We start from the raw sequence: 23399 nt of genomic DNA, 5'->3' as shown, positions 1-23399 counted from the left end.
GGTGATGCCGGCGAAGTGACTCGAGCAACGCGCGAGTCGGAGAACCATAGATCTCGACGGATTGCAGGACCACGTGCCTGGCTGGACCAAGAGCCTGGGCCTGGTGAACGGACACGTGGTACTCCATCGACTCTGCATCCGGATGAATCTGGATGATGACGATCCGGTGACGCTCTGCGGTCACGTAGACGTTGAGAGCCAGGACTCTCGGTTCTCGTTCCTCTACACGGCGACAGAAATCCTCACAGTCCATACCGGCAGCCTCGGCTCTGCCTGGCGTGATCTGTGATCGGCTGATGACAACAAAGGGACCCACTGTTCGCCTCCTGGTTCGCGATAATGACGCTAGAAGGCGCGCGGGCAGCAAACATCCGTCGAACGACGTATCTGTACCCAGGCGGCGTTAACCCGTACCGCTCGCGACCCCGGTAGCCTGCAACCTGGACCCGGGCGACACCCCTCTTCGGAGCCCAGCCGTAATATTCGTCAAATGACAGTAGGCCTGCTCGAGGACTTCCTTCGCGCCACGGACGAATGGAATCTAGGCGTGTACGGCGTACACGTCTACCACGCGGGCGCCGATCCGATCGAGCGTCGGCTCCGCTCGGACGACAGGGTGAACGTCTATTCGGTGGCAAAGGCGTTCACTGCTGTTGCTCTAGGTCTCGCGCAGGCCGAGGGACACCTCACCTTGGACGACACCCTCCTCAGTCATTTTCCGGAGCTAGCCTCAAGCGCTGCGGAGGGTGTCGAGCAAATTACGCTGCGCCATTTGCTCAACATGACCAGCGGCACTAGCCATCGATGGTTCGCGGATCAACGCATTCAGACCCCAGATCTGCTGCATGAAATCATCGAGGCGCCGCTGGAGGCGCTCCCTGGCCAACACTTCGCGTATACCGGGTCTGGTGCTTACGCGATCGGCCGCACCATCACGCGGGCGGCCGGCGTGGACTTGCGCTCGTATCTCATGCCACGACTGTTCGCGTCGCTGGACCTGCACAACCCGGGATGGCACGCCTGTCCGCAAGGCTTCACTTTCGCCGAAAGTGACCTGTTCCTGCGCACTCACGAGCTGGCGCGGTTCGCGCAACTTCTTCTACAGGAAGGCCACTGGGGTGAGCGACAAATCGTGCCCGCGAGCTTCGTGCACGAGATGGTCGCAGATCCGGTCGACACCTCGAGTATCGACTACGGCGATCGCTGGACGTTCGGCTATGGTTTGGGGGTTTGGATCGACATGGACGGCATGTATCGCATGGACGGCCGGTATGGACAGTACGTAGTGATTTGCCCACGTCGGAAGATCGCTGTCACCGTGACCGCCCACTGCGAACAGGACTCTCGCCTGCTTGATGCGATCCATGCCTTCATCCTTGATCGCGTGGATTGAGGCTATCCACAGGTCGATTTCCCATCCAGCTATGCTTCAGGTCTGGTTCAGCCTGCGCAGATACATTGCCGGGATGACGAATGTGACTTTTCCCGATGGCATCGAAGCGCGCTCGCTCCGAGCTCAAGATGCGGACGATTGGGCAGGGCTTCTGGCCGCGAAGGAGAAGGTTGACAGTGAAGGCGACAACTACACTGCCGAAGACTTGATTCATGAGTTGAGCGACCCAAACCTTGAAACCGTCGGCCTGTGGGATGCGGGCAGGCTGATCGCCTTTGGGGCATTGCACACGGCCACATCGGTAGTGGATATCGACCGCGTCAAAACAGAAGGCTGTGTACACCCGGACTGGCGCCGCAGGGGCCTGGGGACGACGTTGATGCGCTGGCTCACCGAGCGGGCGAGGCAGTTACATCTGGCGAACCACGCTGACACACCAGGGGAAGTATGCAATACCACGATCGGATCAAATCTCCACGCCATCCAGATACTACGTACGCTCGGCTTCGACGAGCAGCGCTATCATTTCGACATGATTCGCCCACTGGATACAGTGGTACCTGAACTGCGCGCCGCCGACCACTTCAAGATCGTTACTTTCGATCCATCATTCAGCGAGGATTTGCGAAACACGCACAATCAAGTAATCGCAGATATCTGGGGCGCCACGGCCAAGGACGCAGCCAGCTGGCAATCCGAAGTCACCGGCATCCGCTCATTCCGCCCAGAGCTGTCACAGGTTGCCTTCTCTGGAAATACAATTGCGGCCTACGTCCTCGGCTATGAATGGGATGCAGACACCGAGATCACCGGCGTTCGTGAACTGTACATCGGGCAACTCGGCACCAAGCGGTCTTATCGAGGGCGCGGCCTCGCCAAAGCAACCCTCACAAAAATGCTAGTCGAGGCTGCTGCGAGCGGGTACCAGCGGGTCCGGCTCGGGGTCGACGCGGACAGCCCCACGGGCGCAGTCAGCTTGTATACCAGCCTCGGATTCTCGCTGCGAAGCAATTGGACCACATTCAGCCTTCCGCTCTGACTCCGCCGCTATCGCCGATTGCTACTTTCAACAACTGGTGCGCCGTATCGAGACGGCAGACGCCGTTGAGCAGCAGGAACACTGCAGCCGAGACCGCCTTTGTAGAGACTGCAGGGATCGGGTTCACCTTGCGATGCCTCACTCACCCCACTGCGACACACCTTCGAGGCCACCAGCCAGATCTGTGGCGATGAAGGCCGCGGCCGAGTACGGCATCCTTCTGGCCTTCGAGCCAGAGATCCGGCGGGCAATCTGGCCGGTTAAGCAGGTCGGCTGCCCTACAAATTGATCCGCCCAGCCGGCCAGCGGCACGGTCGGCTGGAATCTCGAGGTATTGAGGGTCGATGGGTTCGCACTGGGTTCTTCGGCGCTATCGTTCAGGGCTGTGGACGATATCACGGGTACGGAGGATTTCGAGCCGCTAGACGACTCGCACCCTGCCTGGGAGCAGTTCGAGCTGACGGTCGCTGAGCTCGCTGCGGGCTACGACTCAGACGCAGTCGTAACACACAACGTCAAGCAACCAGGCAGGGTTAGCAGGCGGCGGCGGCAAATTGACGCGCTGGTCGTCGGTACGGTCGGCTTCTCCGAGACGAAGGTCGCGATCGAGTGCAAGCGGAACACCACGAAGAAGCTTGGTATCGATGTCGTTGACCAGTTCGTGGGCAAGCTGCTCGACATCGACGCGGACAAAGGAGTCCTTTGCGCCTGGGGAGGCTTCGATGCCGGCGCCCAGGCACGTGCGTCGGGTGCAGCACATCCAAGGATTGAACTGCGGGATCTAGGCGACCTTGAGGAGTTGAAGCGATGGCGATTGAAAGCCCGCCAGTTCCTACGCGAGAGGGCGTGCCCAAACCCCAACTGCTTGGATGACGTCGCACTGCACGAGTGGCCAGCCGAAGCAGACGGGATTGCGACAGTCGCCGGCACCTGCGGCTCATGCGGCACGTTGACCGCCGAGTGCCCCGAATGTGGCGAGGTGTCGGGGATCGACATCGGCACGACCGACTGTTGGGGCTGCGAGGTTGTGTTTGACGCCTTCATGTGGCCCGGCGACGCGGATGTGGACACCATCACTGTGCGCATTCCGGAACAAGCTCAGTAACCGGAGGCAAGTTTCCGAGGGGGATCGTCTACCGACTGATCGTTTACCAACGTCAGCTCGCTCAGCAGGCACTGAACACAGGCTCATTGAGAGATGCCATAGGGCGACCTACTATCCGGTCAGCTCGTGGGGCTGTCGCTCCCCCATCAGTCTCTGGTTGAGCCGGGTGGCCACACGATGATGACCGGGATGTTCTTCTCGTTCGCTGCCGAGACCACGTCAGCCGTGCCACCGTAGCCCCGTGCTGGTTGGCCGTCCCAGACCGCGATAAGTTTTTCTGCCAGCTCGAGCATGCGGAGACTGGCGTCCATGTGGGCTTCTGAGTCGGACTCAGTGTGCTCTAGCGCGACGGTCTCGGATGCCCGCTCGAGCAGGCTGTCGTACAGCTGGTGATGCTCGTCTGGAAGGCTTTCGCGGTACTTGCTCGCGGGGATCACTGCAATGAGCCGACCGCCGGCCTCAAGAACCTGCTCAGCGAAGATGCTGTCTGGCCCATCGGCCAGGCATGAGATTCCGGTCAGATCTGCGGAACCTTCATCCTGCACCAGTTTGTGGATCTCGGCGGCCACGAGTTCCTCGGTCGGTGCTTGCATCCCGCGATGGCCTGAGATTGCGAGTCGGGTCACGAGTCTCCTAGCTGACGGCGCTTAGTGCGTCGGTGAGATGCACCACTCCGGCCGCGTCGGCCGGAAGGTTCGCGTGGAAGGACCGTACACGGTTGATGACCCGCACGCTGCCAAGTGAGTGACCGGCCTGGAGAGCTGCTTCGGCTACAGCGCACGCCTCGTCCAGCCGACCAGAGCAAGACAGGACGTTGGCGTGATCCATGAGCGCCAGTGCTCGCGGTTTCGGTCCTGTGATGTGCACCTGTGCGGCCTCGAATGCAGCAATTGCGCCAGGTAGCTCACCAAGTCGGCCCAGCGCCACTGCTTCGGATGAGGCGAACTTGGCGTTGTCGTACTGGAACACCCAGGGCCATGTCGGTTCGCCGCGTTGCCGAGACGTCAAGGTATTCGCGAGCTTCAGCGCCGCGTAAGTTCCTTTTCGGTCTGCAAGCTCGGCGAGAGTGATTGCCCTCAGGGAGGAGAGCCAGGCGCGAGCCGAGTCCGGTGCCGCTCGCTCAAGGAGCGATTCGGCCTTCGAGATGTACTTCAACCCGATATGAGCGTTTCCGGCTTCAGTCTCGAACTGGCCCAGGCTCGCCGTCATGTAGGCAGTCAACAGCGGATGCCGGGCCTGCTGGGCGCGTTGCACTGCCTCTCCGTATCGCAGTCGCGCCGTTGCAAGATCACCGCGGTCAGTTGCCAGCCAGCCTGTCATGCCTGCAATTTCAGCGAGAACGCTGAGCCCGCCGGGCGTCCTGAGATGTTGGTCGACGGTTACTCGAGCAAGTGCGAGGTGCGCCTCAACTGCGGGGGCGAGGTGCTCTGAAGAGACGGCATGTTCCATCCGCCGGTAGTGCGTGATCGGTCCGGCTAGTGCGGACCGCAGGTCATGTGCTCCCTGGTCGTCGGCGAAGGAGATGTATCGCGAGGCGATGAGGCCGGTACCAGCCCCAACCGCGACCCGTAGGAATTCTTTGCGCTGCACGTCATCACCGACTCCTCCACCCCCATCCACCTTCGTCTCTGGCGGCGCGGGCCAAGGGGTGCTTGTTCGGACGCCGCCTCCACTCGGAGCAAGTCCTAGTGCGTTCCGTGCGTGGATGGGCATTGAGAATCCATCCGCGATGCGCTCTAGAACGTGAATCCGGGCTACTCCACGGGTACCCCGAATGATCTCGCTGACACGGCCTTGACTGAAGCCCACAGCCATACCAATTCGGGTTTGACTCATCCCACGCTTGCTGGCCTCGTTGAACAGTGTGCTGATATCGCGGGATCGCAGAGCGTTTTGAACGACCTCGGCCCGCCAGAACGAAGCAGGCAGCCGCAGCGGCTCCGCAACCCCGTCCTTCATGTGGCCCTCGATCCATAGGAACTCAGGTCGGGATCGTACCCAAGCGTAGGCGCGTCCTTACTCCTCGTTCCACGTCGAATCCGAATAGGTATCCCCAATGGGGATGGATACCACCTGGGCCCTCCGTCACATTGGTTACGCAATGCAACAGACCCACTACGGCCGACTGACGCGGTCCGCTTATCGGCCCGAGTTGAACGGCAAGGATGTGACTGACGGTGATCAGCGAACTGAGCGAAGCCCAGATCAGCGAGTACGTCAGCAGGTGCCCTGACCTGAACCGGTGGGCTTTCGAAGGATGGCTCCGGGGCGAGCGCCACCTCGACGGGGATCTGATTGAACGGGGAGATGAGGACCGTGATGGAGACGGTGCAGAGCGAGGGGGGTGCTGAATGGCGCCGGGTGCAAGTTTGGTTCGGGGAACATCTCATTTCGGACTGGATTGGCGACAACCCGCGGTACGCGGCTCGGTTGGAGGCCGCGCAGCGCAGGCGGTTCGCCAAGCTAAGGGTGACCAACGAGCCGACCACACGCTCGGCCCGGTGACCGATGAGAAGCAGTGGCTGGTGGCAGTGATCCGCGATGGCCGGATCATCAACGCCCGTGTAGCGCCGGCTGCCTTGGCCCAGGCATACGCCGATGCCTTTCGGACGCGATATCCGCACGACCAGATTCGCGCCAGGGAAGCCACGGAGAACGAGATCGCATACCCGCCTGGCGAACCGTACGACCCTCGCGATTAAGTCGCGAAACTCCATGATCTGACGGAACCGGCATCCAACCTCTGGCGCGGTTGATCGTCGCGCGGTGCCGGTTCCGTCACCACAGACGGAGTCCTCGATTTCAACCCCGAGATCGAGGACTCCTCAAGACCAGCGGGTGGGCTTCGCTGGGCGAGCGGCGCCCACTCGCTGTTCCAACCAATCAATAAGGAGTGTCGTGGACACCGACATTGCAGCAGTGCCGGACCAGCCAGCAGTGAGTGCCGAGATCCATCAGCACTACTCGACCCGATGGAATGAGTCCGTTCGCCTGAGTTCCACCCTGAAAGGCAAGCTTGAGAGCGCGCGGCTGTACGAATTCCTGACGCGATGGCTACCGCCTGCTCCTAGCCGCGTTGCGGACATCGGCGGCGGTCCTGGCGTACATGCACAGTGGCTCCAGGGCCAGGGCTACAACGTCGACCTCCTGGACCCCGTTGTGGGACACGTCAAGAAGGCCCGTGACAGCGGAGTCAGTGCGGAACGCGGCGACGCACGCAATCTGCCCTGGCCGAACGGGACGTTCGACGCAGTATTGATGGCGGGTCCGCTCTATCACCTGCCGGACGCCTCCGATCGGCGGCTTGCCCTTCGTGAGGCTGCGCGGGTACTACGCCCCGGTGGCGTCATCGTTGCGATAGCGATCAACCGAGCGGCCAATCTGATCGGCTCGACCCTCGCCAACACCCTCGTTCCGCGACTTCACATCGTCGAGAAGATCATCGACAGCGGCTTTAGCGAAGACAACGAGCGCATGGCGCATTGCTTCTACCACAAGGAAAGCCAGCTCCGTAGCGAGATCGCCGATGCCGGGTTGCGGTCGGTCAAGATCTTCGGGCTCACGGGGCCTGGTGGCTGGCTCACAGTAGCGATCGATGCCCACTTCAAGGACCAGCCGTACTCGCAGAACCTAGCTGCTGAGGACCCGCTGACGACGGCACTGGAGTGCTGTCGTCTGGCCGACAGGATGCCGGAGTTGGTTGCCTCCAGCTCCTTGTTCCTTGCCATCGGCTACAAGGACTAGTCTGCTAAGCCGTCCGGCCGCCGAACAACTCTTCGTGCTCGATCTCTGCCTGGAGAACCTTGGAAAGGACCGACTCAGCGGGTGCTCGGGGAACTTTGCGCCATCCCAGCGCAACCTAGGCCCGGGAAGCAGGCGAGACGGCGGGATCACGACAGCTGTTCCTGGGGAGACGTACTCGACCCCGGTGGCCAGCGGTCCGAGTTCGTCTCTTGGCGGCAGAGTGCAGGTGATCCAACCGCCTTCAGGAAGCTGCATAGTTGGCGGCCAAACCCCGGGGCGATCCTGCTCATAGAGACGCTTGCCGTAGGCGCCGGCCACCTTGGGCAGCCTCCAAATGGCAACGGTCGCACTGGAGGTGATCGCAAGGTTCGGGCTCGGCGACTCCCCAGACGGCACCGACAGAGTCGGCATCCGTCAGCCAGTCTGTACTTTCGGCGTCTCCTTCTGGAGTCGCAGGCTGCATGGCCTAGGAGACCCCACGGCCGCATCCCCGGTCCAACTGCCAAAGGCCCGGCCCCACGTCCACGTCCACGTCCAGTGAGGAGATTGCCATGTCAGACCTACAGCGCCTGAAGGAGCAGCTACACCAGGTGGCGGCCGAAGCGAAGCAGGCGGCGGGAGGCTTGGCGGGGTTCAAGCTGCGGTTCACTGAGCACAGCGCGCAGGTGGAGCGCCTGATAGCTGGCACCGCAACCGGTGTCGACCGGGACATCTCCGAGATCTTGGATGCTGCGGGTAAAGCGGTCGAGCAGGCTTCCGAGGCATTGGAGATTGCTTCGGCCGGATGCAAGAGCTACGCCGATCAGATCTAGGCCGTAGGGTGCCTTCCGATCTTCAGCGGGTAGCACAGAGGCTGGTTGATTGCCTAGATGAGGTTCCCGGGATTCTCCAACACCTACAGCGGGCCGCTGTGCGGTGCAGGGAGAACGCCGCGATCGCTACCCACCTCGGCGCTACTGCAGCCGGTAGTCAACTCGATGCAGCGGCACGGGCGTGTGACGTAGCAGCCCAATGTCTCTCCTTGGCTCCGTCAAAGGCTCAAGGCTGGGCCGAGAGGTTGGTCCAGGGCGGTACAGGTGACACACATCCGGCGTCCCACTCAGCTGCCCGGAACCCCCAGACAACCGGTAGACCTCAGTCAGGCCGCGGCAATGAACATGGTCCTGATGGTTCAGCGCCAGGTCGCGTCGGCAAGGAACCAAAGACGGTCAACGAACCTGACCGCACAAACTCAGACGTCGAAGACCCGACTTGGGGGAGGGGAAGTGGCGGCTCGCAGCCGCCGCCCGCGCCGTTCCTCGAGCAGCTCTTTCAGCGTTTACCGATGAGGTCCGAAGGGGACCTCACCTCGGGCATCCTGTCGAGGACGGACGGCCGCGGACCAATTCACCTGGTCAGTGGCTCCAGAGGTCCGGGCAAAGGCAGTCCGTACCTGGTCGATCCAATCGCCCGGCTATCGGTTGCACAGGATCACGTAGAAGGACACACAGCGGCGCTGATGCGCCGTCCGGGGGCACCGCGCGAGGCCACGCTCTACTTGAACAACCAGCCTTGCGGAGGTCCGGGCGGGTGCGACGCGACCCTCGAATCACAGCTTCCTGACGGATCACAACTTACGGTGTACTGGCCCGGCGGCCACAAGGTCTACCGGGGGAACGGGAAGGGGATGGCGTGAGTAACACTCTGATGGGCTACTACGAGCGCGAGACTGTCAGGGTCACCTCTGAGGGTGAGCTGAATATCCTGCTGGACGCGGTCGTCGCGCTTCCTCATCCGACCTGGCTCCAGCTTGAGTCGCCCAGCCACGAGGTCCTCATGATTGGACTAGGGCAAGACTTCAGCTCGCTGAGGTTCATCGAGGGCCTGAACGCCGGCGATGAGATGTACCACTCAGTGGGCACGCTCGCGGATCCCGCAGAGGCCGAGTTCGACATGGGGTCAGTACCGACCAAAATGGACGTCGGGAGTGCCATCCCGGCAGCGCATGCACGCGCCGCCGCTGCCGAATTCCTGCGCACCTCTCAACGACCGGCGTCCGTCGCATGGACGGTCGTGCCGATGCCAGAGGGAGAGCCCGACCCTGTCGAAGGCTGGGGCGCCTTCGCAGATCCAAAGTGAGGCGGCAGCTCAGACGACCACTCGATGTAGTCCTCGCCAGCACCGCCATCACCTATTAGCTGCAATAGCCTCCCGCTGCCCCCGACCCACATAGCTCAGAGTCTGCATCTCCAAGGGTCTCGAGATAGGCCACATAGCGGATCGCGGTGTTCAGGCCACGGGTCGAGAGAAGCCGGCTTCGTGGATGAGCGAGGTTGTCGACACCAGCAACAGCAAGTTCCTCACATCGTGCCTGGAACCACTGCCAAGGCACGTCGAGGTACTCAGCTAGAGCCATCAGCCTTGCAGCCGCCGTCGACTGCCGGTTCACTGCGTCCGCGGCGAGCTCCCGTGAGAGTTGCCGGTACTTTGCCGTCCGAGAACGCGATGCTCCGACGTCCACGTACCAGAGCCCCAGATCTCCGAAGGAGTCCGCAACAATCACTTCCTCGGCAAGCACGAAACCTTCGACCTGGCCTAGGTCGGGTTCAGCGCTCACCTCCACTCTGACTCCGAACGCCTCCATCAATGCCGTTGCGAGAAGCAACAGCACTCGCTCGTACCGTGGAGAGCCCGCCACCTCGCTCTCCGGCACACAGAATCCGTGGCGGATCCCAGTGAACCGGCGCGAGATCCTGTGGAGGTACTCATATCTGTGCGACCAGATCAGCCACGACGCTGCTTCCTCGCCGGACCGTTCCCGCGACCAGAGCAACGCTGGGCCGGTCAGCCGATCGAGGTGCCGTGCCACATGCCGTACACAGAATTGCGAACCAAGCCAGCGCCTCGAAACGGCATTCAGGTTCGGCACCTCCCGCAGGCGCGCCTCCGACCTGAGGCGTTCGTCATAGGGAGCCAACCGCGCACGATAGGCCTCCAGTTGACCGTCGTCAGCGAGGAGGGCCGTGTCGGTATTGATGACCGCCCAGATAATGCCGATCGTCAGGTCATCGATCACGTTCGCGGCTGGCAGGGGATGCGGGCCCGCAAGATGATCAGCGTGGTCTGCGAAGTGCCTGCCGTCGCATACGTAGAACCTGCGCTCGTCGTCAACGGCCACCACCACCGACCGAGCGTCGGGCCGCCGTAGCGACTCCACCACATCGTTTGCTGGATCAACTACAAGCCAGTCGCGGCCTGCCCTCTTCGCAGCGCAATGATGCGCGACGACCTCGACACCGGTGAAAGACTTCCCGGCCGGAAACTGCAGCGGCTGCACCGTGCCGACCTGCGCGCCCATCAGGTCTTCCAACGGAAAGTAGGGCGACAGAATCTGCCGCGGCCGGTTCTTGGCCCTCCCGACACGCTGCTTGAAGAACCCCAGTTCGATATCCGTCTTACCGAAGATGCTGCGGAGGGCAGCTCGAGCGTCCTTCGATGGCCACGTGTACCAGCCTCGTTCCCAGTCGGAGATCGACTTCGAGCTGATCGCTGCTACCCGGCCCGTCGCACGGTAGATCTCTGTGTTGACCTGCTCGGCCAGCGCCACCTGAGACAGACCGGCCCGCGCTGCCCGAAGCAACTGATTGGGTTGTCGCGCCTGTGCAGTCATGGCACTGCCTTGCTGGGATCGTTGCCCGCAAACCGTGAACACCTTCGATCAGTCATAGAAACCGACCTTCCATCTGACGCAACCACCGGTTATAACCAGTGCACTCAGAGTAACTTCTGGACTGCGACAAACGCAACCACTTATTATGACCAGTGGCCAGACTTCGCAGGAGGAACCAATGAGCTCCAAAGGGGTACTCGGCACCAAAACTGAGCAGCTCGCCGCGTCGCTTCGCGACCAGATCCTCTCCGGGCGGCTCGCCCCGGCAGCTGTCCTGCCGTCCGAGCGGCAACTGATCAGCACTTATGACGTCTCGCGGATCACGGTCCGCGCCGCGATCGCCGCACTGCGCACAGAAGGCCTCTTGCAGGTCATCCCCGGCAAAGGAGCTTTCGTCAGACGCATCGGCGACTGGCCCGTCCACACACACGCACGCACCATCACTGTGGACAGAGACGGCAACTACATCGACAACGAAAGTGGCGCCGCCGATTGGACGGAGCTGGACCGGCCATCGAAGTACCGGGCCGACGCCGACACACCTCTGGCGCTCTCGCTCGGCATCGCGCAGGGGACCTCCTATTACGCGTCTGATCGATTGCTCGAGAACAACAGCGGTACGCGGATCTTCGTGCGTACCTATCTCCCAGTCTTCGTGACTCGCGAGATCCCCGAGCTCGCCGAGCACCCTTATATTTCGGCTCGCCAGGTTTACAAGGCCGCCAGAGAAGCCGGGATGGAACCTGAGTTCAATGACTACATCTCAGCGCGCCACCCCTCCGCAGACGATGCTCGCAAGCTCCTCATCCCCAACGCAATCCCGATGCTCATCACCCGCCGGATTGCAACTCACAATGAGCGTCCACTCGTCATGCAAGAGACCCATCGCAGCGCTGAGGACACCCAGCTGCACTACCGCCCCGGATCCTGACGCCGCTGGCGGCATTGGTCCTTGCTAGCCGACGTACCCCAGGAGCTCGAAGCGTTCTCTCTCTGCCTGCTGAACCAACTCGTGTACTGACTCCGCCGACGGCAGCGGAGTTTGCGGAAATGCCGGCGACTGCAACCAACGAGTCCGTCCCGAAGGCAGACGAGACGGCGGCATCAGCACCGGCGTACCCGGCTGAAATGCGCTCACGCCCGTAGCCAAGGTCACTCCGGCCACGGGCCGCGCGGTCGCCACAACCCAATCCCCACTGGGCAACTTCAACAGCGGCGGCCAAGGGCCAGGACGCTGCTGCTCGAACAAGCGCATCCCGTACGCGCCGATAACTCGCGGGAGCTTCCAGAACCAGACCGCTGCACCCGACGTCGCCAGAAGATTCGGCGACTGAGGCGTGCTCCACACTCGTGCTACATCCGCGATGTCTGTTAGCCAGTCATCGCCGCTGGCGTGTGTGCCCGGACGCTGACAAGTCAGGTCTCCGCAGGCGCACCTCCATCGACCGAATGCATCGAGCGCACTGGCAGTGCGTATCACGCTGTATGCCTGGCGCACAGCGATTCCCTGCTCTGCATAGGCGAAGGCTGTCGCGAGCAACCTATGGCGCGCCTTGAACATCCACACCTCCTTCTCTCGGAACCATCATGCAGCACGTCTGATCTTCAGCCCCGCTCAGGGATACTTGCTCGCGGCTGATTCTCGCCCTCATGGACCTGAAGTCCCTGACGTCTCAGGTGATCCTTGACGAGGAGGTCTTCGAGACCGGGTTGGCGCGGAGTTGCCGGCCTCGTTCTCGGCTTTCAACACGCGTCGTACGTCGCGAGTCGACCAACCCAGAATCTCGGCGGCCGCTTCGGCTGAGCCACACACCCGAGCCAGCTCAGCGGTGTCTGCCGACGCCGTGGCCTGCGCTCTGGCAACTCTGTCGTCATGCCGCTCAGCAGCGGCTTGGCGCGCACTCACGGCACGCTCGACAGCGGCCTGTGCGCGGACTGCGCGCCCAGTGGCCGCCTCGATCCTCCCCTGCCTCTGACGCGCCCGCTGCAACGCCGCGATCCGGTCGCTCGCGCTCACAGTGCCGGACCTCCAGTGTCTCGCTCCGCGCCGTCGAGTTCCGTCGCAAGGGATCGAGCGACTTCGGTGCGCGGTCCCGATCGCGACTTCTGGCCACGGTGCTGCCATCTGGATTCGGCGCCGACTGCTGGGGTTTGCGCGGTACGGATTTCGTGGTCGAGGGTGCTTGCGGCAACCTCTTGGTCGTCCGCCGGATAGTCGATGCGGACCAGGTGGTGAGCGACGCCGTCGACCTGGATGGCAGCGTGGTGGTCTGCGTGCGAGAGAGGGAGGTCGTTGCCTCCGTGCATCATCTGGACCTTGGATGCTTCGTTCCGCGTGAGGCGCAGCAGGGCCGCATCGATTTCAGAGTGCAAGTACGGCTCTTCGCCTCTGAGGTCAGCCTGCTCTTCGAGTTCGCTGCGCAGGTACGCCAGCGAGATCCACCGGTTGTCGGGCTCACGTCCTTTCGTCGCGAGCCACAAGGACATGTCGTAGGCAGCTCGCACGGCGTTCTCGGCCCCGTCTTCGCGTTGTCGAGCTTTCTCAGCGTCGAGGACCAGTCGCGGGACTGTGAGGTCAAGATCATCGACCAAATGCTCGATCCGTTCCTGTACCCGCTGCCGTAGGGCGGTCTCCTGCTTGTGGAGGTAGGCGGGTCGTTGTTCGGCAGGCAACGTGACGGCGGTCTGGATCGCGGCTAGCTCGTCCTGTTGCTGGAAGTCTTCGAGCATTTCAAGGACGTCTCCCAGTTGCGATGAGACGTCGCGTTCGCCGGCGTCGTGTGCGCTGTCCCATCTGACCTGGATGCGATCCATCAGCTCGGCATGACCCAGGTCGACGCCACTACGGTCCATCCATGACCAAACCTCATCGTGCACACCGGCTGTTCCCGCTGGCTCGAAGCTTTGGGTGGCGGCGCCGTGTAGATCGTGACAGGTGAGTTGAGAGTGGCCTTCACTGATCCACGCTTCCATAACCGTGGGCAGGTCATCAAAGGTGAGTCGTCTGTCGAAGAGATCTTCGGCCATGACGTTCAGGTCCTCGTCCAGTTCGTGGGCGATCGCCGTGTAGGTCAGCGCACTCGGCCGATCAGGGGCGATCGCGGAGAGCAGACGAAGCCGTCGAAGGCGTTCGTCGAGCGGCGCGAGCGCCTCAGAAATGGCTTCCCGGCGCTGGTGTTGTTCTCGACTGACCGCCTGCATGGCCAACATCTGCTCGTGCAGCTTCTCGGTCGTCGGCCTGTGTGCGAGCCGCGCGGCGATGACCCGTTCCGCAACTCGGTTAGCGGCCCGGTGCTCGCCACGCAAGCGGCCCATGAACCTCCCTATCCAGCTCACAGGATCGGTCCCACAAAGTCGAGCTCGACACCTGGGAGTTCATAGGCGAAACTCCGCGAGATCTCGGGCCGCACGGGGACCGGCGATATCTCACCGCGGAACCTGTCAGTTGAATTGATCAGCTGCTTGGCCATCGCGGTTACTCGTCGGCCTGTTGCCTGGAGCACCTTTTCGGGAGTGCCCTTGTCGACTGTGGCCGCCCACCCGGCGATGTACCCGAAGGACGACTGGTCGGTCTCGAGGCCGTGGTGTGACAGTAGGACGTACGCCACCGACTCAGCTTCGACCTCCCGCGTGCCTCGGCACATGATCGTGCCGGCCGCGACGACCTCCTGAATGGAGTGCATCCGCATGTGCGCGATCTCGTGGGCAAGACAAGCCACCGCACTCACGTCGTCGAGATGCGTTGCCACGACAACCTTCTTCTCGTCGTGATCGGTGTAGCCATCCACGGTGAGGTCCGAGGCCTTCTCCCTGGCCAGGGTGAACCCCGCATTGCTCACCTCAGCAGCCAACGCCTCCCAGAGTCCAGGTGGAACCTGCCCAACCACGGGTTGGGGAGTAGGTCCTGCGGGCAGCGGCTCGCCGGTTGTCTGCGAGATATCGAAGACAACCGTTGTTCGAAAGCCGATCAACCGGCGTCCGCTGCGTACCTTTGCCGGCTTCGCCTCACGGTCCTGAGGTTGATCCTGCTCAGCGTGAGCAACGGTGTCGGTCTTTCGCGACCAGACCGGCGCCAGGATCTTGATGCCTGTCTCTCCTCTGATCACCTGACGGCCGAGTTTTTGCCAATCGCCGTAGCCGGCGACTCGGGTGGCATCGGGCCTTTGCAGCTGGATCAGCAAGACGTTGCCGAAACTGTACTGATGGAACTGTGCTGCCGCTTTCAGCCATCGCTTCCAGTCGTCGCCCGACCTCAACCGTCGCACTTCGGCTTCGATGCGTGCCAGCAGGTCTTCGGTCTTGAGCTTCGCTCTACTCACATCGCCTCCAAGTCCCGTCGTTCTTCAGGAACTCAACGTCCGAGGTCTGGTTGACTCTGCGGCGTCGCTGCCGGATCGATGGCGGGCGCTGACGGGGAGCGATGCAGCGGCCCGTCTGTTCGCGGCAGAGGACGAGGGCCGACGCCCTTGCCGCCGTACGGCCGCAAGTCGTCACCGGCGCCGGTCAGCTCGCGTGCCGCTCGAGAGCTGGCGAGAAGTTCTTCGCATACCTCGCTGAGCGAGGTGGTCAGGTCCACGAAGCAGTCAGGGCGGTCGGTCCGCACCCAGGGATTGCGAACATGCTTGCGTTCTACCTGGTACTTCGTCAGGTAGTACTCATCTCGAGGAGCGACGACCGAACGCGGCGCGAACAGCCGTCCCTGCATGATGAGAATCGCCGTCGCCGATTGCTGCAGCTCAGCGACTCGATGAGTGGAGTACACCAGTTCATCCAGCGCGTCCAGAAACCGTTTGGCAGCCTGCCCATCAGGCACCAGTACCTCGGCGGCCAGGAGCTGTCCTTCCGGCCTAAGGTTTTCTGTCAGCGCCTCTAGAAGCTCCTTGAAGGCGGCCTCGCCGGGTGCCGCGCTCTGGCCACCAACATCTGAGAGCCGGCGCTGCCACCCATGGGCCGTGTACTGCGCCGCAACATCGGCTCGCCTGAGGCTCACCCTGAGTCGCCTGAGCAGAATCTGCGGCACACCTCCTCGAAGATGCGACAGACTGTCGACGAGATAAGCCGCGTATCCGATCGCCGTCCTCACCTGAGCAGTAGTCGACCGCAGATCGCGAGTCAGCAGGCTCGATGCGTCCGTTTGCTCATGTGCGCGTTGCCATCGGACACTCGCTCTGGACATCCACGACGGCCCATCGAGCTCGAAGGTGGGCGCGCCGGCTGTCAGACCTCCCAGCGCACCCAGGTTCGGATATCTCCGGTTGGCCTTCGCGATCTTCCTCAGCCGAGGCATCGTGACCGCCAGGTGCTCCCTCAAGCGGCCCATGGACTGATCGCCAGGCAGTTTCGAGATACGCGCCGCTACAGCGGCTCCGGCGACTAACACGATGCCTGCGACCTCCGCTCGAGCGGATGCCAGTTCGCTCAATTGGGCGAACGCACGCGCAGTAGTGAGATCCTGTGCCGCTAGCAGATCCGCTCCTGCTCCGATTGCCCGCGCGACGGCTGCAAGTCCGGCGTCGGGCTCACCATCACGACCATCGAACTGAGGTACGTCGAGTCCTCCACGTAGCCAGGCCAGGTGTGCTTCGGCCGCACGCACAACCGAGGCCCATCCGGCGGCCAGATCTCCGCCGGCATCGCGCCGGCTCGCATCTTCAGCGGCAGTTCTGGCGACATGGAGGAGATCCTCATACCTCGCCCGCATTACGCACCATCTGGACGTCGACTGCGGCGGACCTGAGTGCATCGGCGACCGCAAGCCGCCAACCGACGTCCTCGAGTGGTACGCCGAGGTTGTCGGCCTCGCCCGCGGCCATCTCTAGCAGCTCGACCGGGTCTGCAGTGAGATCACCGACGAACGTTCCGTACGGCGCGATGCCGAGCAACTCGCACACGCGATAGCGACTGAAAGCCGTCATCGCCCATCGACCACGCGGAGACCTCGCCTCCAGCGCCTCGAGGATCGCTTCTGCCTGGGTCGCCAGCGCTACCAGGCGGCTTCGACGTTCTTCGTCGGACATCATAGTGTCGGCCATCGACACTCTCCTCTCGTTACCGACAGAGTCGGCCGGATTCCTCCTGCTATGGGAAACTCGCTGAAATCTGTGGATAACCACGCCCACGTGGTCTCAACGCCTCACGCGGTGGCGGCTTGCGCCGCGCCTCTCCTCCGCTCGCACCGCTTCACCTCTGTCACACTTCTTGCATTCAAGGCGTTTCAGCATCTGAAACGGCGCGAACGAGGGCGGTCGCCTCAGCCACGTTGAGCGTTCATGGAGATCGACGAGCACGGATCTGATGTCACAGGCAACATTCGGTTGCGTGCCTGCGAGTGCTGTGCGGCGCCGTTCTACGCGCATCGTTCCGATCGCCGGTTCTGCTCAGATCGGTGTCGGCTGAAGAAGTGGCGGAGCCTCCAAACAGCACTCGAGCAACCCCTGGAATCGACCAACCCGGCAACTGCAATCACCAGTCTTCTGCGCACGTACCTAGAGCGATGCGGCTCAGCATCCCGTTGCGAAGTGACCGTCCAGGAGCTCGGCGACCTCTTGATCGAAAGCGCATTCCTCGCCCGCAGGTACGCCTCGATTCAGCGAGACTGCTTGGCGCTGCAAGGCGCGCTGACTCTGGCAAAGACCGCAAGTCGACGACGAAGCTGCGGCTGACCTCGTGCTCAGCATCCACCGGTTGACAGCTGGAGACGGCTACAAGTATCTCCTCAAGAACGTCGCGACTGGGGACGTGGACCGTCGAATGGCGACGCCTCTCACCGCGTACTACGCGGCAGCGGGATACCCGGTCGGTCGATGGGCCGGAGCAGGTCTCGCGAACCTCGGCGACGGCCGGCTGGCGCCCGGGAGCGAGGTCACGGAACCACAGATGGAAGCTCTCTTCGGACGAGCGCAAGACCCGCTCACCGGCCGACACCTTGGCCGGCCGTACCGCATTTACCCTCGCGTATCTCAGCGCGTTGCTGAGCGCGTCGCGGCCCTGGACGACGACCTGACCAGCACGGATCGGGATCTCGCCGTCGCGCAGATTCACCGAGAGGAATCTCGTCGACGGACGATGCAGGCCGTGGCGGGATACGACATCACCTTCTCCCCCGCGAAGTCAGTTTCGGCGCTATGGGCAACGGCCGACGTCGGCGTACAAGAACAGATCGCTTCAGCGCACTACCAAGCCATCGACGATGTACTACACCTGCTCGAGGAGCAGACGGCCTACACGCGAACTGGCGTGGACGGCGTCGCACAGCACAAGGCCAAGGGCCTCATCGCCGCCGCCTTCGACCACTGGGACTCCCGCAGTGGCGATCCGCAACTCCACACGCACCTCGTTGTCGCCAACCGCGTCCAGGCACCAGACGGGCAGTGGCGGACCTTGGATGGTCGGGTCCTCTTCAGCGCCGCAGTCGCGATGTCCGAGGTCCACAACGTCCTCCTCGCCGACCAGCTCAACAACCGAATCGGCACGATCTGGGATCTCCGTGAGCGCGGTCCGAGGCGCAATCCGGCCTTCGAGATCGACGGGATCCCGGACGAGCTCATCAAGGAGTTCTCGTCTCGAACAGAACAGATCGAACAGAACCTGCAGGCACTCCTGCTCGAGAGAAACACGGGCCTGGGCGCACCCACACGCAGCGAGATGTACGTCCTCCGCCAGCAGGCAACCTTGATGAATCGGCCGGCGAAGCTCGCCGCACGCCCGCTCGCGACGCTCATGCAGGAGTGGTCGAAACGCGCCGAGCAAGTGCTCCCGGGGCAAGTCGAATCCATCATCAGGCAGTCGATGAACCGGCCGGACCAGCGTCCTATGGTTACCGCCGATCTGGGAGCCGAGACGATCAACGCGTACGGCGCTTCCGTCGTACTGGCCCTTCAACTGAAGCGCTCGACATGGACCCGCTGGAATGTGATCGCGGAAGCCGCCCGGCAGACCCGTCTTCTCCACATGCGCGAAACCGAAAGCCGTATGGCCCTCTTGCTCCGGATCACCGAGTCTGCCGAGCAGCACTCCATCAGCCTCAGCGCGCCGGAACTCGTGCCGAGCGCCGAACTTCGCTCCGACGGCGAGAGCATCTTCACCGTCCACAACGGCCAGGTGTACACATCACCGGCAGTCCTCGGCGCTGAGTCGGTTTTGCTGGACCTGGCCAGCGACAAACTGGCGCCTGCCGTGCGACTCGGCGCGGCACCAGCCTCCCTCGCCGTCGACAAGGCTGCCGTACTGCGCCGCGTCATGGAGAGCGGCCAGCGAGTGGAGGCTGTAGTCGGTCCAGCTGGTACTGGCAAGACGACACTCCTGGCCGAGCTGAGAACGCGATGGGAGGCCGAGTACGGCAACGGATCGGTGCTGGCGCTTGCTCCGTCGGCCGCCGCCGCGATGGTCCTCGCCGACAGCCTCAATCTGCCCGCCGACAACGTAGCCAAATGGGTCCACGAGGCGGTGGGCATCGGCGCCGATCAGCGCCACCGCTGGATCGCCGAAACCGAAGCCGCGGCGAACCTCGCTGCCCAGTCCGGACGCCGGCGAAGAGCGCAAGGCCTGCTCGCCAAAGCCGCCGGAGCACGCAGCGAACAAGACCGATGGAGCTTCCGGCCGAACCAACTCGTGATCGTCGACGAAGCCTCGATGATCGGCACCATGGAGCTCGCCACGATGGCCCGGGAAGCACACCGCGTGGGAGCCAAACTTCTCCTGGTCGGCGACGACGCACAACTCGGTGCCATCGACACCGGCGGAGCTTTCCGCCTCCTCGTCCAAGAGACCAACGCAGCTCAACTCAGCGAAGTCTGGCGATTCAAGAACGCCTGGGAACGCGACGCCAGCCTCGCCCTACGCGCCGGAGACCTCCGCGTCATCGACGCCTATGACAACCACGACCGCCTCATGCACGGCGGATCGGACGAAGTCGAGACTGCGGCGTACGAGGCGTGGAGCAGCGATCAACGAAGCGGCCGCACCAGCCTTCTCATCGCAGGCGACAACGCCACAGTGATCCGACTCAACACTCGTGCCCGCCTGGACCGCATCGAAGCCGGCGAAGTCGAGGCCGACGGCGTAGTCCTCCACGACGGAACCCACGCTGGTACCCGCGACAAGATAGTCACCCGCCTGAACACCAGGCGCCTCAAAGTCAGCAAAGACAGCTTCGTCCGCAATGGCGCCATCTGGACCGTCATCCGACGGTGGACCGATGGCTCCCTCACCGTCCAGGACGACAAGTCCGAAACGATCACCCTGCCAGCCGACTACGTCCGCGAAAGCGTCGAACTCGCCTACGCGACAACAGCTCACCGGGCTCAAGGCACCACCGTCGACACCGCCCACCTGCTCGTCAATGACCAGATGACCCGAGCACTTCTGTACGTCGGCATGACCCGCGGCCGCCACAGCAACCGCGCCTACATCACAACCCACGAATCCACAGCCGACATGCACGAACCCATCAACGAACAAAGCATGCAAGACGTCCTCGAAGCCGTCCTCAACCAAGACGGCATCGAACACTCCGCCCACGAAGTCATGCGCACCGAACTAGACAACGCCACCCGCCTAGACCGCCTCATCCCCATCCACGAATACCTCTGCCAGATAGCAACAGGTCAGCGGTACCAAACGATCCTGACGACAAGCGCCCTAGACGAAGCCGACCAAGCCGCCATCAAAGCCTCCCCCGCATACGGCCCCCTACTAGCCGCCCTACGCCGCGCCGAAGCCATCGGCCTCAACGGCGAAACTACCCTCCGCACCGCAATCACCCAGTCCTCCCTCACCAACGCCAACGACCCCGCCGCAGTCCTCCACGCCAGAGTCGAACGCCTAACCACCCGAGCCGAACGCCGCACCAACACCACCCCGCCCCTGATCGCCGGCCTCGTCCTCCCAGCCACCAACATCACCGACCCCCAATTCGCCGCCCCACTCCACGAACTCGAGTCCCTCATCACCCAACGAGCCAACTGGCTAGCAGACAAGGCCACGCCGGATTCCCCACCGTGGCTACATGCCCTGAAGGACAATCTCAAACACCTATCCCTCGAAACCCGCAGACAGCACATTCGCGACATCGCCGCCTTCAGAGAGCGTTACCAGGTCGCCGCCCACCAACCTCTTGGAACACCACCCTCCATGCGCAGCTACCAACGATCCCGCGACTACGCCCGCCTCCAAACAGCCCTCCTGACCCCAGAAGAGACGCGGTCAGATAGGCCTGAATCCGCGCCATCACCCGTCGCAGAGATCGGAGGATAGAGCGTCGCTGGTTGCACACGTTGAAATTCATCAGCAGGCGGATCACGTCCACGGCGAGGCAGCGGGAGCGAGCTTGGGCTCACACAGGCTCAGCCTAAGGACCCCTGATTCCAGACCATTCTGCGTAGACCCCGGCTAGACCGTGACCTATCTGAACCACAACAGCGGCTTCCTCTCCCCGGATGCGGGGGCCGCATCTAGGTCCGATAGGCAAATGCCGGCGAGTCCTGCCCTACCGGCACCTACACCGAAGCCGCCGGTTCCTTACCCTGGTAACTCTCTACTGCATCGTGCCCTTGCGCATAAGTTCCTCGACCTGCTGCTCAAGGGCCACTACTCGCGCGGCCAATTCGGCCTTGGTCCGCCTGTCTTGCCGGGGCGCGGGCTCGGCCTGCGAAGCACGCCGGATGCCGATGGCCTCAGCGTCAACAATGGTGGCAGGGTCAAGGCCGCACTCGGCACAGCGCACGCCGCCCGAAAACGCCGCACGTACGGACAGATGGGTGCGGTGTGCCTTCTTCTCGATGACGTGCCCACAGTAGAGCCGGAGCCTCCAGCGCATCAGCTCGGACTCGGCAGGCCGTCGCGAAAGGATTCCAGCCAGCTTCGCGGCAACCGCCGGCGAAATCGGCAGAGATGGACAACACCGGCTGCAGTGGTTTGTCAGCGAGCCCTCGACACCCCAGCGACCGGCCCGACACTCCCCATGGAGATTCTTGTACCGGACTTCCTCGGCGTCGTACCGCTCCCGCTCCTCGGTCTTGAAAAACATCGTGCCTTTCGACTCCCACCGCTCTGAGTCGTGCAGCGGCCACAGGCAGCCCGGACAGGGCTTCCCAGCGGCCAACTCCTCAAGAGTGAGCGACGGCGCACTGCCGATGTAGGTGACCGCCCTCCGAATGTCCTCGCTCTGGCTTTGGTTGCGTTCGTGCTGCTTGGTCAGCGAAAACGGCTTCTCGATATCGCCGAGGCGCTCGTACTCCTTGCGTGCATTCATGAGGTCAGCACCATGGTCATCTGTTCGCCGATCACGAAGCGACCGCGTCCAGCTCGTTCGACAACGCCGAGCTGGCCTAACCGTCGTAGCCGTCTGTCGACCCCAGTCCGATGGCGACCGACCAGATCCGCCACCTCACGGCTCGAGGCACCACCGCTACGTTCCTGACTCTTGATCGCTACGACGATTTCCACGTCGGTGTCATCACGTCTGGGATCCAGGGCACGCAAGGTCTCCAGAACCAGGACGGTCCCGGTCTCCGTCGCCTTTCCACGCTCGGAATTCAAGTCGACAGTCCGGATCTCCGCGACACCGTCCCGCACCTGATCAAGAAACGATTCGGTACTCACGCGGAGGCCGTCCTCGCCGCGGACGTCGAATGGTCGCCCTTCGAAGGCCTTGCCGGCCGATCGCACGCAAACGAGAAACTTCGCTGCCCCGGCGAGGTCTGGTGTCCCGTTCTCGTGTGTCTCGATTGTGAGCCGACCAGACTCCGAGGCACTGACGACAAACGTCCCGATCCGCAGGTCCTCTGGATCAGGTACGCCAACCCCCCAGTCGACTAGTTCCACGCTCCCGATACCTGCGGAGCGGGCAGCGGAGGCAAGCGCCTCCAGGCGTTCACGCGCCTCGACATACATTTCTATTTCTGCAGCGGGCCATTTGTCGCTCGCGTAGCTCTTGATCGCCGTCGACCGATCACCCGCTGCCCAGACCGCCTCTGCGACGAGCCCTCGATACTGAGAATCCATCAACATCTGTGCCTGTCGGGCCTCTTCACATCGAATGGCGGCAGCCTTGAGTCGCAATTGCAGCATGAGGTCCTCGTGCGCCTCGATCATGACAGCTGGATCCTCGGCCGTGCCAGACCCGATCCACAACCGCACTCGCACCTTCTGAGGCAGCGACTCTGCACTCCGGTGCCAAGTCGTGCGATAGAGCGCCCGCGGCCCGTGCTCTCGAAGCACCTTCGTCGCCAAGTCGGCCGGCGTCGCCTCCGGATCCGTGTTCTTGCGGTGCTGGATCTCCATGCTGCTCTCGAAACCCCGGTCGCCGTCCACCAGCAGGTCGAACGAATGTGTCTGCCACTCAGATCCGCCCGGAAGAATCACCTCAAGCGAGAAGGCGTACGCAGTGACGATGCATCGATTCACGAGTCAAACAACGGACAGGCGCGGGTAGGGTTACGCCCACCGCCGAAGGCTTCGACGCCGCCGC

The 23399-nt window shown here is 62.9% G+C and carries 21 protein-coding genes; 11 read left to right on the top strand and 10 right to left on the bottom strand.

Going from position 1 to position 23399, the window contains the following annotated elements; translation table 11 throughout:
- Nucleotides 1-103 precede the first annotated feature (103 nt).
- From ABD768_RS41260 to ABD768_RS41245, 4 genes are all read left to right on the top strand, one after another.
- Nucleotides 104-289 carry a hypothetical protein gene (locus ABD768_RS41260; protein ID WP_344850217.1) on the top strand — a complete coding sequence of 62 codons (186 nt, stop codon included), beginning with the start codon at nt 104-106 and terminating at the stop codon, nt 287-289.
- A gap of 201 nt (nt 290-490) precedes the next feature.
- The gene (locus ABD768_RS41255) at nt 491-1393 is read left to right on the top strand and encodes a serine hydrolase domain-containing protein (protein WP_344850215.1); all 903 of its coding nucleotides are present in this window, start codon (nt 491-493) and stop codon (nt 1391-1393) included.
- A gap of 73 nt (nt 1394-1466) precedes the next feature.
- Entirely contained in the window at nt 1467-2432 is a 966-nt protein-coding gene (locus ABD768_RS41250; RefSeq protein ID WP_344850213.1) for a GNAT family N-acetyltransferase, read from the top strand.
- A gap of 385 nt (nt 2433-2817) precedes the next feature.
- The gene (locus ABD768_RS41245; protein ID WP_344850209.1) at nt 2818-3537 is read left to right on the top strand and encodes a restriction endonuclease; all 720 of its coding nucleotides are present in this window, start codon (nt 2818-2820) and stop codon (nt 3535-3537) included.
- Between the two features lie 146 nt (nt 3538-3683).
- Here the strand turns inward: ABD768_RS41245 and ABD768_RS41240 are convergent, their stop codons facing one another.
- Both ABD768_RS41240 and ABD768_RS41235 read right to left on the bottom strand, forming a co-directional pair.
- On the bottom strand, nt 3684-4163 hold the full coding sequence (locus ABD768_RS41240; protein WP_344850207.1) for a hypothetical protein: 480 nt from the start codon (nt 4161-4163) through the stop codon (nt 3684-3686).
- Between the two features lie 7 nt (nt 4164-4170).
- Complete coding sequence (locus ABD768_RS41235; protein ID WP_486327395.1) at nt 4171-5496, bottom strand: helix-turn-helix domain-containing protein; 1326 nt, start codon at nt 5494-5496, stop codon at nt 4171-4173.
- Nucleotides 5497-6038: 542 nt separating this feature from the next.
- Here ABD768_RS41235 and ABD768_RS41230 point away from each other — a divergent pair.
- From ABD768_RS41230 to ABD768_RS41215, 5 genes are all read left to right on the top strand, one after another.
- Nucleotides 6039-6239, top strand: coding sequence for a hypothetical protein (locus ABD768_RS41230; RefSeq protein WP_344850203.1), 201 nt, complete (start codon nt 6039-6041; stop codon nt 6237-6239).
- A gap of 196 nt (nt 6240-6435) precedes the next feature.
- Nucleotides 6436-7281, top strand: a complete 846-nt coding sequence (locus ABD768_RS41225) for a class I SAM-dependent methyltransferase (protein WP_344850201.1) — start codon at nt 6436-6438, stop codon at nt 7279-7281.
- Nucleotides 7282-7832: 551 nt separating this feature from the next.
- Complete coding sequence (locus ABD768_RS41220; protein WP_344850199.1) at nt 7833-8093, top strand: hypothetical protein; 261 nt, start codon at nt 7833-7835, stop codon at nt 8091-8093.
- Nucleotides 8066-8956: a DddA-like double-stranded DNA deaminase toxin gene (locus ABD768_RS43235; protein ID WP_425558479.1), complete on the top strand. Its 891-nt coding sequence runs from the start codon at nt 8066-8068 to the stop codon at nt 8954-8956. Before ABD768_RS41220 ends, ABD768_RS43235 begins: the two co-directional genes overlap by 28 nt.
- Nucleotides 8953-9399: an Imm1 family immunity protein gene (locus ABD768_RS41215; protein ID WP_344850198.1), complete on the top strand. Its 447-nt coding sequence runs from the start codon at nt 8953-8955 to the stop codon at nt 9397-9399. Before ABD768_RS43235 ends, ABD768_RS41215 begins: the two co-directional genes overlap by 4 nt.
- Nucleotides 9400-9454: 55 nt before the next feature.
- On the opposite strand, the gene ABD768_RS41210 is transcribed toward ABD768_RS41215, so the two are convergent.
- Nucleotides 9455-10930 (bottom strand): helix-turn-helix domain-containing protein, encoded by a 1476-nt coding sequence (locus tag ABD768_RS41210; RefSeq protein WP_344850197.1) that lies wholly within the window; start codon nt 10928-10930, stop codon nt 9455-9457.
- A gap of 178 nt (nt 10931-11108) precedes the next feature.
- Here ABD768_RS41210 and ABD768_RS41205 point away from each other — a divergent pair, with 178 nt between their 5' ends.
- Nucleotides 11109-11861, top strand: a complete 753-nt coding sequence (locus tag ABD768_RS41205) for a GntR family transcriptional regulator (RefSeq protein ID WP_344850195.1) — start codon at nt 11109-11111, stop codon at nt 11859-11861.
- Between the two features lie 1082 nt (nt 11862-12943).
- On the opposite strand, the gene ABD768_RS41200 is transcribed toward ABD768_RS41205, so the two are convergent.
- From ABD768_RS41200 to ABD768_RS41180, 5 genes are all read right to left on the bottom strand, one after another.
- A complete protein-coding gene (locus tag ABD768_RS41200) occupies nt 12944-14245 on the bottom strand; it encodes a hypothetical protein (RefSeq protein WP_344850193.1) in 1302 nt (433 codons plus the stop codon).
- 17 nt (nt 14246-14262) lie between these two features.
- A complete protein-coding gene (locus ABD768_RS41195; protein ID WP_344850191.1) occupies nt 14263-15249 on the bottom strand; it encodes an ArdC family protein in 987 nt (328 codons plus the stop codon).
- A gap of 32 nt (nt 15250-15281) precedes the next feature.
- Nucleotides 15282-15950, bottom strand: coding sequence for a hypothetical protein (locus ABD768_RS41190; RefSeq protein ID WP_344850189.1), 669 nt, complete (start codon nt 15948-15950; stop codon nt 15282-15284).
- A 440-nt stretch (nt 15951-16390) separates the two neighbouring features.
- Nucleotides 16391-16603, bottom strand: coding sequence for a hypothetical protein (locus ABD768_RS41185; RefSeq protein ID WP_344850187.1), 213 nt, complete (start codon nt 16601-16603; stop codon nt 16391-16393).
- A gap of 11 nt (nt 16604-16614) precedes the next feature.
- Nucleotides 16615-16962 carry a hypothetical protein gene (locus ABD768_RS41180; RefSeq protein ID WP_344850185.1) on the bottom strand — a complete coding sequence of 116 codons (348 nt, stop codon included), beginning with the start codon at nt 16960-16962 and terminating at the stop codon, nt 16615-16617.
- Nucleotides 16963-17596: 634 nt separating this feature from the next.
- Here ABD768_RS41180 and mobF point away from each other — a divergent pair.
- A complete protein-coding gene (gene mobF, locus ABD768_RS41175; RefSeq protein ID WP_344850183.1) occupies nt 17597-21184 on the top strand; it encodes a MobF family relaxase in 3588 nt (1195 codons plus the stop codon).
- Nucleotides 21185-21464: 280 nt separating this feature from the next.
- Here the strand turns inward: mobF and ABD768_RS41170 are convergent, their stop codons facing one another.
- Together ABD768_RS41170 and ABD768_RS41165 are read right to left on the bottom strand one after the other, a co-directional pair.
- Nucleotides 21465-22181, bottom strand: a complete 717-nt coding sequence (locus tag ABD768_RS41170) for a hypothetical protein (protein ID WP_344850181.1) — start codon at nt 22179-22181, stop codon at nt 21465-21467.
- Complete coding sequence (locus ABD768_RS41165; RefSeq protein WP_344850179.1) at nt 22178-23335, bottom strand: hypothetical protein; 1158 nt, start codon at nt 23333-23335, stop codon at nt 22178-22180. Before ABD768_RS41165 ends, ABD768_RS41170 begins: the two co-directional genes overlap by 4 nt.
- Between the last annotated feature and the right edge of the window lie 64 nt (nt 23336-23399).

This window comes from Kribbella ginsengisoli (assembly GCF_039537185.1).
GTDB lineage: Bacteria > Actinomycetota > Actinomycetes > Propionibacteriales > Kribbellaceae > Kribbella > Kribbella koreensis.
This window is presented reverse-complemented; position numbering and strand designations above follow the sequence as displayed.